This is a genomic window from Azospirillum mesophilum (genome assembly GCF_053470405.2).
The window spans coordinates 82600-99179 of record NZ_JBPXMQ020000008.1 but is presented as its reverse complement, the minus strand read 5'-3'; the positions used below and the strand labels follow the sequence as shown (position 1 = coordinate 99179).

The window sequence follows — 16580 nt, the reverse complement described above, 5'->3', positions numbered from 1 at the left end:
GTCGTATCGCCCGCGGCTGCATGGGGATTTAACTCAAGGCGCGGAACCGTTCCCGCCGGCTGGGGGTTTCATCTCTGGCCTTTTGCAGTGCACCATCCCGCCGGAGAAAGCCTTGTCGTCACAGCACCACTTGCCCTCACCCAACGTGTCCCGGATGCCGCGCGGCGGTGCCCTGATCGGCGCTGCCGCAGCGGCGCTGGCCGCGACCGCCGCGGTCAACGTCTACCGGGCGCGGCGGGCCGAGCGGCGGAACCCTCCCCGGGGGCGGTTCGTCGAGGTGGACGGCGTGCGCCTCCATTATCTGGAGAAGGGCGAGGGGCCGGCGGTCGTGCTGATCCACGGCAACATCGTGACGGCCGAGGACTTCGTCCACGGCGGCCTGTTCGACCGGCTGGCCGCGAACCACCGCGTCATCGCCATCGACCGCCCCGGCATGGGCTACAGCAGCCGGCCGCGCGGCCGAAGCTGGGCGCCGTTCCAGCAGGCGGAGCTGTTCCGGCACGCCTTCGACGCGCTGGGCATCGAGCGCCCGGTCGTCGTCGGGCACAGCTGGGGCGCCATGGTCGCGGTGGCCCTGGCGCTCAACCACCCGGAGGCGGTGCGCGGGCTGGTCCTGATGGGCGGCTACTATTACCCGACGGTGCGCGCGGACACGGCGCTGGCCCTGCCGCCGGCCATTCCCGTGCTGGGGGACGTGCTGGACTACACGCTGTCGCCCCTCGCCGGGGCGGCGATGATGCCGGCCTTCCTCAAGGGCATGTTCTGGCCGAAGCCGGTCCCCGACCGCTTCGCCGAGACCTTCAGCACGGAGATGGCCCTGCGCCCCCGGCAGATTCACGCGATGTCGCGGGACGGCGCGGGCATGAGCCTCGCCGCCGCGCGGATGCAGCACCGATACGCCGAACTGACCATGCCCGTCGCCATCATCGCCGGGGCGGAGGACATGGTTGCCGACGTCGGCCGCCAGTCCGCCCGCCTCTACGTCGAGGTCCCGCACAGCTCGCTCCGCCTGATCCCGGAGGCCGGGCACATGGTCCACTACGCGGCCCCCGACAAGATCGCGGCGGTCATCGACAAGATGGCCGGCCCGCCCGCCGGCCATGTGGAAGGTGTGGAGAGGGGTATGGCGGCGACCCGGATGTAGGCGCCGCCCAACACACTGCGGGGAGGATGCGATGATGGTCCGGACAAGGATGGTGCTCGTCGCGGCGCTGTTGACCGCCCTTTCCATCGCCCCATTCCCCGCGCTCGCCGCCAGCGCGAAGGACCGGCTCGCCGCCGCCGTCCCGACCCGTGTGAGCAGCCCGGACCGGAGCTGCCCGCTCTCCTGCGAGCAGGCCAGCCAAGCCTGCGCCCTGTCCTGCGACGCGAAGGCGTCGGAATGCGACGCGCGGATCATCTTCGGCATCGCGAGCTGCGTCTCGGTCGGCCAGTATTGCCGGACCTCCTGCGCCGACGCGAAGGCCCTGTGCCGGCAGACCTGCCGGTAGCGGCTCACACCCAGAAGGTGATCCGGATGTAGTCGATCAGGCGGTGCGTGGCGATCCAGAACAGGCTGCGCCGGCCGACATCGACCTTGGCGACGCCGCTCATGCCCGGCCGCCACCAGTCGGGATAGCCGCCGGTCGGCTCAGCGCGGGCCGGGAACATGTTGGTGCCATCCTTGACGGTGGCGGAGGGGATCACCCGCTTGACCTCCATCGCCCAGTTGCCATTGGGGTTGGCGATCAGGGCGACCGAGGCCGTCTGGCCGGGGGCGACCAGATGCACGTCGCGCTCGTCGATCATGATCTCGGCGAACAGGTCGTCCACGGCGGCGATCTTCACCACCGTCTCACCCCGTTTCACCGCCCCGCCGATGTTCTTTCCGGGCTCGCCGTCCACGACGATGCCGGCGATGGGGGCCGACGCCTGGGCGTGGGCGAGCCGGTATTCGGCCTGATCCAGCTTCGCCTGGGTCTGGGCCACCTGCGCCTCGGCGATGCGCATTTCGACGAGCTGGCCGGCGGCCATGCGCTTTTCCGCCTCGCGGCTGTACTGGGCGAGGTCGGCGAGGTTGGCGACGCGCTCCAGCATCAACTCCTGTGTCGCCAGCCGGAACAGCGGGTCGCCTTCCCTCACCGCGTCGCCCAGCGTCACGGAACTGGACTCGATGTAGCCGTCGAATGGCGCGCCGACGAAGGCCATGCGGTCGGTCTTGATCGTCACGCCCGCGTCGATGCGGTAGGGCAGCGGGATGAACAGCGCGCCGACCAGCGCCGCCGCCAGCCCCCAGGCGAGCAGCTTGCCCTCGGGCGTCGCGCAGGTCAGCCGCTTCGGCACGCTGCGGGCGATTTCGCGCGGCATGCGCCGGTAGAGGGGGCGCTGTTGCAGTTCCAGATCACGCAGGGGCCGCGCGGCCTGATCGCATAGCACGCGCAACGCCCACTGCTCCGATTGACTGAACTTCGCGGCGCGCCGCTCGCAGACGACGGCCCCCAGCGACGTGTCGCCCAGCACCAGCGGAAGCGTCAGCAGGTGCCCCGGCCGGCTGGCGTCGGCGTAGGCCCGGTGCGCCCGTGTCACCGCCTTGCCGCCATCAGGCCACGCGATCTCGCGTGACTGGCTGACGGCCTCCTGCCCGGCTTCCTCCAGCAGTTCGGTCAGTTCGGTGCGGCGTTCCAGCTTTTCGCTGTGGCTGACGGCCCGCAGGGTCAGCCCGGTGCGGGAGGTCCACATCAGCGACACCTGCTCGCAGCCGAAGCGGGTGCACAGCTCGTTGGCGAAGGCCAGCGCCGCCTGATCGAAGCCTTCCGCCTCCAGGATGCGCCACAGCACCTCCAGCATTTCGGAAAAGCGCGCGGAATCCCGCTGCACCCGGCGGCGGTCGCGCCCCAGCTCGTAGCAGCGCGGGACCAGGGCGAGGAGGCCGAGCCACTGCTGCGCGCGGCCGGTCTGCACCCCGTTGGGGACATGAACGCAGAGCATCAGCTCATGCTCGCCGGCTTCCGGGCGCACGGCGATCAGGCAGACGGTCCAGTTGCCCTGCCGTGCGGGGCCGGAGGCGGCGCGGCCCGCCAGCGCTTCCTGCATCAGTTCCTCGCCGACCGTCGCGGTCAGGGTGGGCAGGCGGTCGCGCCGTTCCTCGGCGGTGTGTGGGGCGGCGGTCAGAACGGACCAGCCGGTGAAGAGGCCGCCGTCGCCACCACCATTGCCGCCCGCTGGACGCACGTAGAGCACGGCCAGATCGCCGTGAAGCCGGGCCAGAGCGGTGCGCGTCCAGTCCTTCCAGAACGCGCCGGGCGGCCCCTGGAAGTCCAGCAGGTGCGACAGCGTCGGCGTTGCGGAGAGCGGCATGTCCATGGCTCAGAACCCAGCCTTGTCGAGTTGGATGTCCTGCTCCAGAATCGTCTGGCGCTGGCGGAAGCTGAATCGTTCGGCGCGCAGCTGCGCGGTGCGCAGCATGGCGGGTGCTGCGCTGCGCGACAGCGCGCCGGACAGCCCGTGCAGCCGCCGCCACAGCCCCTCCAGGGAGCGCGGCAGGAAACGGCGGATCACGTCGTCCTCGAAGCACACATAGCCCTGCACCGAACCGGGGTCCCCCTGGCGGGAGCAGCGGCCGACCAGCTGGCGGTCGATGCGGCGGAAGTCGTTCGGTTCCCCGACGATGACGTGCAGGCCGCCGCGCTCCTTCACGGCGGGGTCCAGCGCGATGTCGGTGCCGCGCCCGGCCATGTTGGTCGCGATGGTGATCGCCCCCGGCTGCCCGGCCCGCGCCACGATGGCGCTTTCCTGCGCGTGGTTGACGGCGTGCAGCAACCGGATGTCCGCCGCCCGCACCGGGTCGAGAAGGTCGACGTGGCGCATCAGCGCCTCGCTGCTGCGCACGCTGCGCATGCCGACCAGCACGGCCCGCCCGGAGTCCGCCATGGCCAGCGCGTCGCGGGCGATGGCCGACAGCTTCTCCTCCTCCGTCCGAAAGACCTTGGTGCCGCGCATGATGCGCCGCACCGGCCGGTGGGTCGGGATCGGCAGGGTGCGCAGGCGGTAGACGCCGGTCAGCTCCGGCCGGGCCTCGCGCGCCGTGCCGGTGGTGCCGCCGACGCGCGGGAACAGGCGGAAGAAGCGCTGGAAGCTCAGCCGCGCCGACACCTCCGTCGGCGGGGAGACGGGCACGCCTTCCGCCGCGTCGAGCACCTGCTGAAGCCCCACCGGCAGCGTGCGCTGGTCCGCCAGCCGGCCGGTCAGTTCGTCGATCAACACGATCTTGTCGTCCTTGACCACGTAATGCTGGTCGCGCACCAGCAGGTGCAGCGCGTGAAGCGCGTGGGTCACCAGCTCCTGCGCGCGGTCGGGGCTCTGCCAGAAGGTGGAGAAGGTGCCGGTCAGCGCCTCCAGCCGGTCCTTGCCGGCCTGGGTCAGCTCCACATGGCGCAGGGAGAGGTTGAGCGTGTAGTGCACCTCCGGTTCAAGCTCCCGCGCCAGCCGGACGGCGTCCTTGGCCGCGTCGTCCAGCGAGCCGTCCGGGCGCGGGGTTGAGATGATGAGCGGGGTCACCGCCTCGTCGATCAGGACGCTGTCGGCCTCGTCCACGATGACTTGGTAAAGGCCGCGCATGACCACCTGCCCCTCCGCCGAGCGGCCGGCGCCCAGCGCGCGCAGGGCCAGATCGACGCGGGAGGGCTGGCCGCCCAACGCCAGCCGGTCGCGCAGGAAGTCGCCCAGCAGCTCCTTCGCCGTGGTGTAGACCACGTCGTGGGTGTAGGCCGCCGCCCGGCTGGTCAGCGGCGTGTCCCCGCCGACATGGGCGACGCTGAGCCCGCAATAGGCGTAGAGCGCGGTGAACAGCTCCGCGTCGCGCTTGGCGAGGTAGTCGTTGGCGGTCACCACATGGCAGGGCCGGCCGTTCCAGGCGGCGGTGACGGCGGCCAGGGCCGTGGTCAGCGTCTTGCCCTCGCCCGTCGCCATCTCCGCGATGTTGCAGTCCAGCAGGGCCAGCGCGCCCATCACCTGCTCCGGGTGCGGGGTCAGGCCGGTGACGCGCCGGATCGCCGCGACGACGCCGGCCACGGTCGCGTCCGTGTAGGAGGGCGCGTTCGCCGGCGCCGCCCGCGTCTCGTCCGCCAGGGCGTGCAGGCGTTCCTGCAAGGCGTGGTCGTCCAGGTCGAACAGCGGCTTGGCGAGCGTCAGGATGCGCCGCGCGCGGCGGCGCAGGCCGGCGGCCGGGCGGTGGGTGACGCGGCGCACCCGCGCGGCGATGCCGTAGCCGGCGCGGTCCAGCCAGGGCAGCGGCGGCTTCTCGCGGTGGGCGTCCAGCACGAACAGGCGGGCCAGCGGCGGCACGTCGCCCCGCTCGCCCGCGTCCGTGGCGAGGCTGCGCAGCCCGGTTGCGTCGGCGGTGCTGGTCATCACAGGCGGTACCGTCGTTGGAAGAACTGCTGCGTCCAGGTCCAGGCCTGTTCCGCGAGCGGTCGCCAGGGCAGCGGCACGCGGATCCAGCCGGCCCGCCCGTTGCGGGCGCCGTCCGCGATCCCCTGCGCGTCGTCGATGCGGGCTTCCAGCAGGAAGTAGGGCTCCACGCTCTGGCGGCCCGTGGGGTCGGCGGTGGTGACCGGCACCTCGCCGCCCGCCGCCGGGCCGAGTGCCGCCGAGGGCAACTGGTCGCGGGAATAGGGAACCAGCGTCAGGCCGCGCGCGGTCAGGGTTTGCCCGCGTTCGCCCTCCAGCCGGACCTCCACCGCCTCACGCGGGGCATCGACCAGCACCACGCCGGCCTCCTGCCGGATGACGCCCCGGAAGACGTGCGTGCGGTCGTCGATCAGCTTGCCGAGTTCGGTGCCCCGCCCGACCCAGTTGCCCGTCTTGTAGGCCAATTCGGGCGCCACCCAGACGCCGGCTTGGCTGGCACGGACCTGCAAGGCGGCCTGCTGCTTCACCAGCGTGCCCTTGATGGTCGCCAACGTCCGCAGACGCTCCTCGATGGGGGCCAGATCGACGGCGCCATCCTCGATGGATTTGGAGGCCATCAGCTCGGCGCGGGCGGCCTGCGCCTCGGTGCCGCGGATTTCGGCCTCAAGCTCCGGGTTCACCAGATCGACCAGCGGCGTGCCGGCCTCGACCCAGGTGCCGGAGGGGACATGGACCGCCGACACCATGCCGCCGGCTTCGGAGAACACAGGCGTCTGGACGGCCGCCTCCGCCACGCCGCGCAGGACGCGGTTGTCGGGAGCGGGCACGAACAGCAGGGCGAGGATCAGCAGGACGGCGGCGGCCCCGGCGCGGCGCAGGAAGCCGCGGTGCCGGTGGCGGAAAACCGGATCGCGCACGGTTCTCACATACTCCTTCAGCGGCACGACGAAGGACGACAGGCCAAGGGCGACGGCGACGATCAGGCCCACGCCGAAATAGGCGTCGGCGATGAAGAAGACGATGCCGCCCATGACGAACAGCCGGTAGGCGTTGGAGGCGAGGAAGAAGGTCACCAGCCCGGCCATGACGGCGGGCGGGTGCGGGGCCTCCTCCTCCGGCTTCGGCCCGCGCAGGACACGGGCGTTGAACAGCCGCCGGAAGGCCTGCTTGCTCTGTTCGTGCAGGTTCGGGATGCCGACCAGATCGGACAGGATGTAGTAGCCGTCGAACCGCATCAGCGGGTTCAGATTGAACAGGACGGTGTAGATCGCCGTCGTGAACATCAGGTTGTAGGCAAGGTCGTTGACCTGCCCCAGCGGCGACCGCGACCAGACGATGGTGGCGACGGCGGCGACCACGAGGTCCACCATCATGCCCGCCGCCCCGATGGCCGCCCTCTGCCACTGGCTGCGCAGCGCCCAGCTTGCGCTGACGTCCACGTAGGGCAGCGGCGTGAACATCAGCAGCATCACGCCCATGGTCCGCACCTCCCCGCCGAAGCGCCGGCACATGGCGGCGTGGCCGAGTTCGTGCAGCCCCTTGGCGACGAAGACCGCGAGATACAGCAGCAGGACGTTCCGCCCCTGGAGCAGGTCCTTCGCCTGATAGAAGGCCCGGTCGCCGGCCATCACCAGCTCCGCGACACCCCACCCGACCAGAACCAGCGCGACCAGCGCCCCCGGTCCGCTGAGGACCGCGCGGAACCACGGCAGGGCGGCGCGCAGGTGCGGTTCCGGGTCCAGCAGCGGGATGCGCATGAACATGAATTCGGAGACGCGGTTCAGCACCGGCTTGCGCTTCTTCGCCTCACCGCGCTCCAGCAGGCGGCGCTCGTCGGCGCTGCCGTCCAGGTAGAGCAGGTTGCTGGCGTAGAGCTGCATCAGCAGTTGGAAGACATCCTCCTGGCCGGGCGTGTCCGCGGGGTCGTCCTGGATGGCGCTGCGCCAGACCTCGTCCACCGTGGCGTTCACGTCCAGCCGGGCGATGAAGCGCCACGTCACCGGGTTGACCCGGAAGAAGCCGTTCCTGATGCGCTCGTGCAGCACGTACCAGGGCTCGCCCCGGTAATGGTGCAGCCGCACGATCACCGTCGGACGCAGGCCGAGGCGCAGCTGCGCCACGCGGTGCCAGTTTTCGGAGAAGGTCTTGCCCATGGCGGCGAAACGACGTCCTGCGTGCGCTCATCCCCGCGGTTCTTCACCGTCCCCGTCATCCCCGCGAAAGCGGGGATCCAGGGCAGCGCGGGGACGTGTCGGGGTGCCCTGGATCCCCGCCTTCGCGGGGATGACGGTCAGGAAATTGTTTAAAAAAGACCTCCGTATCACTTGCCCAGCATCAGCCTTGCCTGGAGGCCGGGGCGGATGCGGTCGCCGGACGGCAGCAGTTCGACCTTCACCTCGGTCAGGCCGCTCGCCGCGTCCACGACGGGGGAGACGAACAGCACCTTGCCGTCCACCGGCACCGTGTCCGCGCCGACCGTCACCTGAAGCTTCACCGCGTCCCGCGCGGCCAGCGTGCCCAGCGAGGCCGCCGGCACGTTGGCGACGAACAGCAGCTTCGACAGGTCGCACATCTTGATCGCCGGCTCGTTCGCCTGCACGCTTTCGCCGACGTTCTTCACCAGCTTGGTGACGATGCCGGGCGACGGCGCGCGCAGGGTGCGGCGGGCGAGGTTTTCCTCGGCGGCGAGGTAGTCGAGCTTCTCGATCTGCTTGGCGTTCTTCAGCCGGTCATGCTCGGCGACGGCGAGGGAGTGGGCGAGCGCCTTGTTCTCCATCTCCTCGCGGCTGATGCCCTGGCTGGCGTCGAAGATGCGCTTTGCGGCGGCCATCTGCTTTTCGGTGGTCTGCCGGCGGGCGGCGGCGGCGATGACCTCCGCGTTGCTTTCCCATTGCAGCTTGCGCCGCTGCACCTCCAGCGTTTCCGCCACGAGGTCGAGATGGGCGAGCGTCGTGCCGGCCTTGACCTCCGTGCCCTCGGTCACCGCCACCTCGGCCAGCCGGCCAGCGACCGGGAAGCCGAGGCTGAGGTCCTTCAGGCACTGCGTCACGCCCTTGACGGCAAGCGGCTCGGCGGAGGCCGGCGGCGTCCACAGCAGCGCCGCGGACAGCGCAACGCCCAAGGCAATCCGGAACGTCGGCATGGCCGTCACTCCAGGTCGAACCGGGACAGGAGCTTGCCCTGCGCCTGCGACGCGATCAGGCTCGCGCGGTTGGCCAGCACGACGCTGTCGCTCAGCGCCTCTTCGGCGGCCAGCGCGTCGAGCTGGCGCTTCATCAGGTCGACCGACGACTTGCGGCCCTGGCGCACCAGCCCCTCGTCCATCGCGACGAGCTGGCGCTGCGCGTTCAGCGTCGCGGTCTGGCGGTCCACCACGTCGAGGATGCGGTCGAGCACCGTGGCGCTGCTGACGATCTCGTTGACGATGCGCTGCTGCAAGGCCATCTGCGCCAGTTCCGCCTGCTGGTGCCGGGTCTTGGCGGCGTTCAGGTCACTTTTCTTCTTGTCGTCGCCGTAGAGGCCCATCTTGAAGGTCAGCCCGACGGTCCAGCTGTTATAGGGGATGCTGCTGGCGCCGAAATACTGGTTGACCGGCCGATAGCGCGCCTCGGTGTTCAAATCCTCGATGCCGTAGCGGGCGACGACGTTCAGTTCCGGAAGCGCTTGGTTTTCCGCATATTCCACGTCCGTCTTCTCACGGGCGATGCGGTTCTTGATGACCTTGCTCTCCGGCCGGTTCGCCAGCCCGTCGGTGAAGACCGGGGGCAGCGCGTTCGGCCCGTTCTCCGGCATGTCCGCCCCGGCGGCGATGCCGTCGGGCAGCGGCACGCGCGTGGCCTGGAGCGCCAACCGGTCCGCCGCCGTGTAGTGGCGCGGACGGAGGCCCCGCCCCTGCTCCCGCGCGCGGGCGGAAACGCGGGCCTGCAACTCGTTGATCTGCTCTTCCAGCTCCTGCTGCGCCTGCTCAAGCTGCGCCTGCCGCTGGGAGGTGGTGGCCTCCACGTCCAATGCCTCGCCCGCCGAGCGGAGGCCGTTGCGTTCCTGCGACCGCATCTCCTGCATCAGGCGGCGGGAGATCTCCAGCGCCTGGGTGCGCAAGCGGACGCGCTGCTGCGCCCGCTGGACGTTGAAGTAGACGGTGATGCCCTCGACCAGCCGTTGCGCCTCGACCTGCCGGACGGCCTCGCGCGCCATCTCCCGCTCGTATTCCGCGATGCGGATGGAGCTGTTGGTGGCGTCCGGGCCGGCACCGCGCAGCAGCGGCTGGGTCAGCTTCAGCCCCAGATACGCCTTGTATTCCGGGCTGATGGAGCCGACCGTGCTTTGCAGGCTGTTGCGGATGCGGGCGACGTTGTAGGACACCTCGACATCGGCGCCGGTCGGGACCTTGACGCCGATGGCGTTGTTGACCTGCCCGACCCTGGACCGGTACTCCGCCTGATTCGCGCGCTGGAGGATTTCGTTGGCGGTGTTGAGGATGTAGCTGCTGTCGTAGCTGGCGGTGGAGTTGAAGAAGGGCTCGTAGACCGCCTCGGCCCCCTTCACCTTCTGGCGGGCGATCTCTTCCTCAAGCCGCTGCACCAGGATGGTTTCGTCGGACCCGTAGATCAGGTCCACGAAGCCCTTGAGGGTCAGTGGCTCCGCAGCGGCCGTCCCCTTTCCGGCGGCAGGCGTCGCCACCTTCATCGGCTTAACCGGCGCCAGCTTGGACTGCGAAGGGGCGGAAACGTCCTTCTTCGGATCGGCAAGCGCTTGGGTGGGCAGCAATCCGGAACCAAGCACAACGGACATCAGGAATGCGCGCCACATCTGCGCTGGCCCTTTTCTACTCGACTGGCTTTTTAAACCGACCCGGCGCGTCAGACCGTCGCGCTGATGCCCCAACAATCTCCAAGCCACACACCCCTATCCGTCATGGCCGGGCTTGACCCGGCCATGACGAGGAAGAGACTTTGGGGAAAAGACCGCGGGCGGGTCAGGACGTCCGCTCGGCGGTATCAGACGATCTTGCCGACCTTTTCTTCATACTCGGCCAGGACGCGCTTCAGCGTCTCCGCCAGATTCTTCGCGACCGACGGGGTCATGATGATGCGGTTGGAGAGCTTGATCTCGATCTCCGAACCGATGCTGCCCCAGGTCTGGTTGGTGCCGAACAGCAGCGTCAGCTCGTCCTTGCTCATGCCGACGTTGGCAACGTTCGCGTAGTGGGTGGACATGTTGCTGTCGTCGAAGCGGACCCGCACGGTCTGTTCGGTCTCGTTGACGACCTGTTCAACATCGGCGGTGGCACCGTTTTCACGCACGTCGCTCATGGACACGTCCCTTGATCAAGCCTGAAAGCTCAGTTGCAGATTTTACGATTCATTAATGGTTGTGACATGTTCACAGCACAGACTAGGCCACGAATACTCACCTCCATCAATAGTCGCGCTTTTTAGCAGCTTTTTCTGCAAAACAAAACCTTCTTCTCGCTTTTTAACTCGGTAACATTTTGATTGCCGGAGAGGTTTTACTAACGCCCTCAACTCCGGCGAGTAGTGCGCCCCTCCCATCCAGAAAGGAAGGGGCCGCACGCCCCTCCCCTCCCCGGTCATTCGGCCGCCGGGATCAGCATGCCCACGGCCGGCGCTCCCCCCTGGCCCATGGGCACCAGCGGCGCGTCGAGGTCATCGTCACCGCCCCCCGGACGGCGCGCCACCGTGCCACGCTCTGCGGACGGCTGCCCGACCCCGGCCTGATCGTTCGCCGGGGTTCCGGCCTGCGGCAGCCCGACCGCCTCGATGCTGCCCAGAAGCTCGGTCAGCGACCGTTGCAGGTCCGCCCCTTCGATGACGTCGCGGTGCGGCATCGTCGGGACGGACCGGCCAACCGACAGCGCGTTCAGCATGTCCTCAAGCTCGACCGGACGGTCCTTGCGGGCAGTCTCCTGCCGGGCCGCCTCGCGCAGAGCCTTCACCTCCGGTATCAGCGACCGGTCGGCCGCGGCATCGCCAAGGCCCAGCGTCTCCAGGATGGAGCCGGCGTTGGCCTCCACCGGCGCGGTCGCCATGCGGATCGGGCGGCTGGCGAGGCGGACGACCTTCGGCAGCGACGATGGGGTCTCACCGCCCTCCGGCTTCGCCTGTTCCGCCTGGACGGTGGAGGCGATCTCCTTCGGGAGGCGGTCCGGGTTCGACAGATAGGCGGCGGCCCCGGCCGGAATGGTGCTGAGCCCGATCTGGAAGCCCGTCGCCCCGTTCTGGGTGATGTAGGTGCCCTGGCGCAGGCCGTTGATCACCTGACTGGGGAAGTCGCCCGCACGGTCGCTCTGGAAGCCGACGCGGCTGTAGAGGATGCGACCCTGGCTGAACAGGATGATGTCGCCGGTGCCCCGGTTGACCACGCCCCGTTCGCCGACCCGGAAGCCGTTGCGCATGCGGACGTTGATGCCGCCGCTGCGCTCCGAACTGGCGTTCAGCACATCCGCCTTCACGTTCAGGTCGTCGGCGGTGCGCCCCACCCCGTCCCGCGCCGCCAGCGACAGCGTGCCGGTAACGATCAGCTCGTCCTCCGCCGCCGTGTTGTCGAGAATGGCCCCCGAGCGCGAGGTCATGGTGACCGCGTTGGTGGCCTCCACCCGGTCGAGCCGGATGTCGCCTTCGGCGATCACCTCGATGCGGTCGGACGCGATCAGGCGGGTGTCCGCATCGGCCATGGTCAGCGCGCCCCGGGCGATGCCCAGCACGAGCCGCCCGGCAACCACCGACGCCCGGTCGCCGAGCACCACGCTGCCGCGCTCGACCGCAATGGCCGCAGCGCCGGTGGACGCGGTCACCCGCGCCTGTTCGCGCAGGGTGACGTCGCCGACGACATGGGCCGACAGCGTGCCGTTGGCGTCCGTGACGGCTATGGCCGCACGATCCGACAGGGTGAGGTCGCCGCCGACCGCAACGCCGGCGCTCCGGCCGACGAGGATGGCCGCGTCGCCGGACAGTGCGACGGTGCCGCTCGCCCGCAGGGTGGAGAGGACGTTGCCGACCAGGACCGTCGTCCGGCCGTTCAGCCGGATGTCGCCGCCCACGCTCACGCCGGCCTCATCGGCGGCGGTGATCGTCACCTCCCCATCGGTGGAGAGGTTGCCCGACGCCAGATCGAGCCACAGCTTGCGGGCGGTCATGGCGGCGCCGGAGGCCAGCGACAGGTCGCCCGCCCCGACCGAAAGCGCCATGGAGGAGCCGGCGGAGACCGTCGCCCGATCCTCCAGCCGGACGTTCCCGGTGCCGATGGTGGCGGACAGGTCGCCCCCGGCGGTCACCCGCGCGCTGGTGCCGAGGCGAACGGCACCGGTGCCGACCGTCAGCGTGGCATTCGTCCCGGCGCTGATGGCCGCGCGATCGGAGACGGAAAGGTCCCCCTTCACGACGGACAGCGCCAGCGAACCGTCGGCCTGCAGGGCGGCGTTCGACAGCGTGACGGCGCCCTGGACCCTGCCGGCCAGATTGCCCGTCACCTTGGCCGTCGAACCGTCGGCGAGGCTCAGCGAGCCCGTACCGGCGGTCAGGTCCAGCGAGGCCGCCCGCAGCGTGGCACCGCTGCCGAAGGAGACGTTGCCGTCCCCGGCGGTCAGCGTCATCGCGCCGCTCGCCGTCAGGCTGGAGGCGTCGGCGAAGGACACATCGCCGCGCGTCACCGTCAGGCCCAGCGGACCGCTGCCGGCCGTCATCGTGGCCGCGCTTGCGAAGCGCACGCTGCCCGTGCCGACCGCCATGGTCAGAGCCCGACCAGCGCTCACCACGGCGCGGTCGGACACCGTGACGCTGCCGGTTCCGACGGACGCGGCGAGAGACCCGCCCGCGCTCAGCCCGGCATCAGTGCCGACGCGGACATCGCCGGCCCCGACGGTGAAGGCCAAATCCTGTCCGGCGCTCATCGACGCACGGTCGGAAACCGAAACCGCACCCTTCGCGACCGCCATCGTCAGCGATCCGTCGGCACGCAGCACGGCGGCGTTGGACAGCGTGACCGCGCCCTGCACCGTGGCGGTCAGGTTGCCGGTCACCACCGCGCTGGCGCCATCGGCGAGGCTCAGCGCCCCGGTGCCGGTGGTCAGGCCGAGCGAGCCGGCGCGCAGCATGGCCTTGCTGCCGAAGCCAACGTTGCCGTCGCCGACGCTCAGCGTCATCGCCCCCGCCGTCGACAGGATCGCCGCGTCGGCGAAGGACACGTCGCCCGTGCCGACGGACAGGACCAGGGTCTGCGTCGCCGTCAGCCCGGCCCGCTCCGCAAAGTGGACGGAGCCGGCACCGACCGAGGCCGTTAGGGCGCCGCCGGCCCGCAGGACGGCGTCGGAGCCAAAGCGGACATCCCCCGTACCGACGGTCAGAGCCAGATCCTTTCCGGCGGTGACCGACGCACGGTCGGAGACGCTGACCGCGCCCTTCGCCACGGTCAGGACCAGCTTGCCGTCGGCGCGCAGGGCCGCCGCGTTGGACAGCGTGACCGCACCCTGCACCTGGGCGGTGAGGTTGCCGGTCACCACGGCCGACGCAGTGTCGGCGAGGCTGAGCGTCCCGGTCTTCGCCGTCAGGTCCAGCGAGGCCGCGCGCAGCGTCGCGCCACTGCCGAAGGAAACGTTGCCATCCCCAGCGGCCAGCATCATAGCCCCGCCCGCCGTCAGGCTGGCCGCATCCGCGAAGGACACGTCGCCCGCGCCGACGGTCAGAGCCAAGTCCTTCCCTGCGGTGACCGACGCGCGGTCGGAGGCGCTGACCGCCCCCTTCGTCACGGTCAGCAACAGCTTGCCGTCTGCGCGGAGGGCCGCCGCGTTGGACAGGGTGACGGCGCCCTGCACCTGGGCGGTCAGGTTGCCGGTCACCACGGCCGACGCAGTGTCGGCGAGGCTAAGCGTCCCGGTCTTCGCCGACAGGTCCAGCGAGGCCGCGCGCAGCGTCGCGCCGCTGCCGAAAGACACCTTGCCGTCCCCGGCGGTCAGCGTCATCGCCCCGCCCGCCGTCAGGCCGGCCGCGTCGGCGAAGGACACGGCGCCCGCGCCAACGGTGGCCGTGAGGGTGCCGCCCGCGGTCAGACGCGCCTCGTTCCCGAACCGGACGTCGCCCGTGCCGACGGTCAGCGCCAGATCCTTCCCTGCGGTGACCGACGCGCGGTCGGAGACGCTGACCGCGCCCTTCGCCACGGTCAGGACCAGCTTGCCGTCGGCGCGCAGGGCCGCCGCGTTGGACAGCGTGACCGCACCCTGCACCTGGGCGGTGAGGTTGCCGGTCACCACGGCCGACGCAGTGTCGGCGAGGCTGAGCGTCCCGGTCTTCGCCGTCAGGTCCAGCGAGGCCGCGCGCAGCGTCGCGCCGCTTCCGAAGGAGACGTTGCCGTCCCCGGCGGTCAGCGTCATCGCGCCACCCGCCGTCAAGCTGGCCGCATCCGCGAAGGACACGTCGCCGCGCGTCACCGAAAGCCCCAGCGTGCCGGTGCCGGCGCTCATCGTGGCAGCGTTGGCGAAGCGAACACTGCCCGTGCCAACCGTCATCGCCAGCGCCCCACCCGCACCGACGGCGGCGCGGTCGGAGACCGTCACCGTGCCCGTGCCGATGGTGGCCGTCAGATAGCCGCCCGCGGTCAGGCGCGCATCGCTGCCCAGGCGCACGTCGCCCGTTCCGACGGTCAGCGACAGGCCGGCGCCCGCGCCGATGGTCGCCGCGTCGGAGGCCGTGAGACTGCCCGTGCCCAGCACCATGGTCAGCGCACCGGTGGCGGTCAGCGCGCTGCCGCCCTTCAGCGTCACGTCGCCGTTGTCGGAGGTCAGCGTGACCGTCTCCGCGGCCATGATGCCGTTCAGGACCAGCCCGCCGGAGACGACCCGCGTCCGCAGCGTGGTCTTGGCGCGCAGGCTGTCGGCCTCCACCCCGCGGAGATGCTTCACGTACATCCCGCCCGCCGTGGCTTCCATGCTGATCACGCGGGCGGCGCTGATGTCGATGTCGCCGTCGTCGGTCAGGTCGCCGATGGCGAGCGCCGAGATGCGCTGGATGCGGCCGGCGCCGGTCACCGCGATGTTCGGGCGGTCGGCGCCGTCGGCCAGCGTGCCGTCGATCACCCGCCCGGCGCTGGACACCAGATCCAGGGTGCCGCCGGCCACCACGAGGTGGCTCAGCGTCACGTCGTCGCGCACGCTCAGCGTCGCGTCGCCGTTGACCGTCAGATCGGACTCCGACGCCATGACCAGCCCGCCCCGGCGGACCGTCAGGTCGAGCGAGCCGACCGCGCCGCCCGTCACCACATCGACCGAGCCGTCGTCTACCACCGCCTGCACGCGCCCGGTGGTGGCGAGCGTGCCCAGCGTCAGCGCGCGCGTGGCGGCCAGATAGACGCCGTCGGCGCCGCCGCTCAGCCGGTCCAGCAGGCGGATGGCGACGTTCAGGTCCTGGCCCGCACCGGCCCCGCCGACCCCGCGCGCGTCGATGGTGACCCGCGCGGTCTCGCCGGTGGCGACGATGTTCTCGATCTCGTTGGCGGTGCCGTCCAGCACCCGCCCGGCACGCGAGGTCAGGGCGATGGTCCCCTGCTCCGTCGCGATCTGGGTCAGGGTGATGTCGTCCCGCGCGTCGAGCGTCAGGTCGCCGACGATGGACAGGCTGGAGCCGGCGCCCATCGCCAGGGCGCCCTGGGCGACCCGCAGCGTGGCGCTCTTGCCGGTCACGGCGCCGGACAGCGACAGGCCACCGGTCGCGAGCGTCAGGGCAAAGCCGTTCGCGCCGGTGCCGACCGTGCCGAGTTCGAACGCGTCGAAGCCCGTCCGCGTCGTTGCCGACAGCCACGCGCCGCCCGCCGTCGTGGTCAGGCTGTCGATCCGCCGCGCGTCGAGAACCAGCGCCCGGTCTTCCCGCCCGATCTGGCCGGCGGTCAGCGTCAGGGCGCCGCTGCCGGTCAGGTTCGCGGCGGCGGAGGCGTTGCCGTTCGTCACCGCGCCGCCGGCCGTCAGGGCCAGCGTGCCGGCGCCGAAATCGACGGTGCCCAGCACCATGTCGCGGCCGGTGGTCAGCTGCGTTCCGCTGGTCGCCGCGATGGCGGCGTTGCCGGTCATGATCAGGGAGCCGCGATCGACCCCGACCTGAACGGTCATCGCCGACAGGCGGCCGTCCAGCGTCAGGTCTCCGCTGGCGGCGGTCAGAACTGCGGCGCCACCGGCGCTGGCGGTCTGC

General features: G+C 70.7%; 8 protein-coding genes. 2 read left to right on the top strand and 6 right to left on the bottom strand.

What is annotated here, in order from left to right; genetic code table 11:
- The first annotated feature begins 112 nt into the window (after positions 1-112).
- Positions 113-1144: an alpha/beta fold hydrolase gene (locus tag ACSVC7_RS10750; RefSeq protein WP_448204280.1), complete on the top strand. Its 1032-nt coding sequence runs from the start codon at positions 113-115 to the stop codon at positions 1142-1144.
- 31 nt (positions 1145-1175) lie between these two features.
- Complete coding sequence (locus ACSVC7_RS10745) at positions 1176-1490, top strand: hypothetical protein (protein ID WP_448204281.1); 315 nt, start codon at positions 1176-1178, stop codon at positions 1488-1490.
- Between the two features lie 4 nt (positions 1491-1494).
- Here ACSVC7_RS10745 and ACSVC7_RS10740 read toward each other — a convergent pair whose 3' ends face one another.
- From ACSVC7_RS10740 to ACSVC7_RS10715, 6 genes are all read right to left on the bottom strand, one after another.
- Positions 1495-3336 (bottom strand): GAF domain-containing protein, encoded by a 1842-nt coding sequence (locus ACSVC7_RS10740; RefSeq protein WP_448204282.1) that lies wholly within the window; start codon positions 3334-3336, stop codon positions 1495-1497.
- Between the two features lie 9 nt (positions 3337-3345).
- Positions 3346-5388 (bottom strand): preprotein translocase subunit SecA, encoded by a 2043-nt coding sequence (locus ACSVC7_RS10735; RefSeq protein ID WP_448204283.1) that lies wholly within the window; start codon positions 5386-5388, stop codon positions 3346-3348.
- On the bottom strand, positions 5388-7541 hold the full coding sequence (locus ACSVC7_RS10730; protein WP_448204284.1) for a site-2 protease family protein: 2154 nt from the start codon (positions 7539-7541) through the stop codon (positions 5388-5390). The genes ACSVC7_RS10735 and ACSVC7_RS10730 overlap by 1 nt, the downstream gene beginning before the upstream one ends.
- Positions 7542-7708: 167 nt before the next feature.
- A complete protein-coding gene (locus ACSVC7_RS10725; RefSeq protein ID WP_448204285.1) occupies positions 7709-8530 on the bottom strand; it encodes an efflux RND transporter periplasmic adaptor subunit in 822 nt (273 codons plus the stop codon).
- 5 nt (positions 8531-8535) lie between these two features.
- Positions 8536-10179, bottom strand: coding sequence for a TolC family protein (locus tag ACSVC7_RS10720; RefSeq protein ID WP_448204286.1), 1644 nt, complete (start codon positions 10177-10179; stop codon positions 8536-8538).
- 206 nt (positions 10180-10385) lie between these two features.
- Positions 10386-10700 carry a DUF3467 domain-containing protein gene (locus ACSVC7_RS10715; RefSeq protein WP_448204287.1) on the bottom strand — a complete coding sequence of 105 codons (315 nt, stop codon included), beginning with the start codon at positions 10698-10700 and terminating at the stop codon, positions 10386-10388.
- Between the last annotated feature and the right edge of the window lie 5880 nt (positions 10701-16580).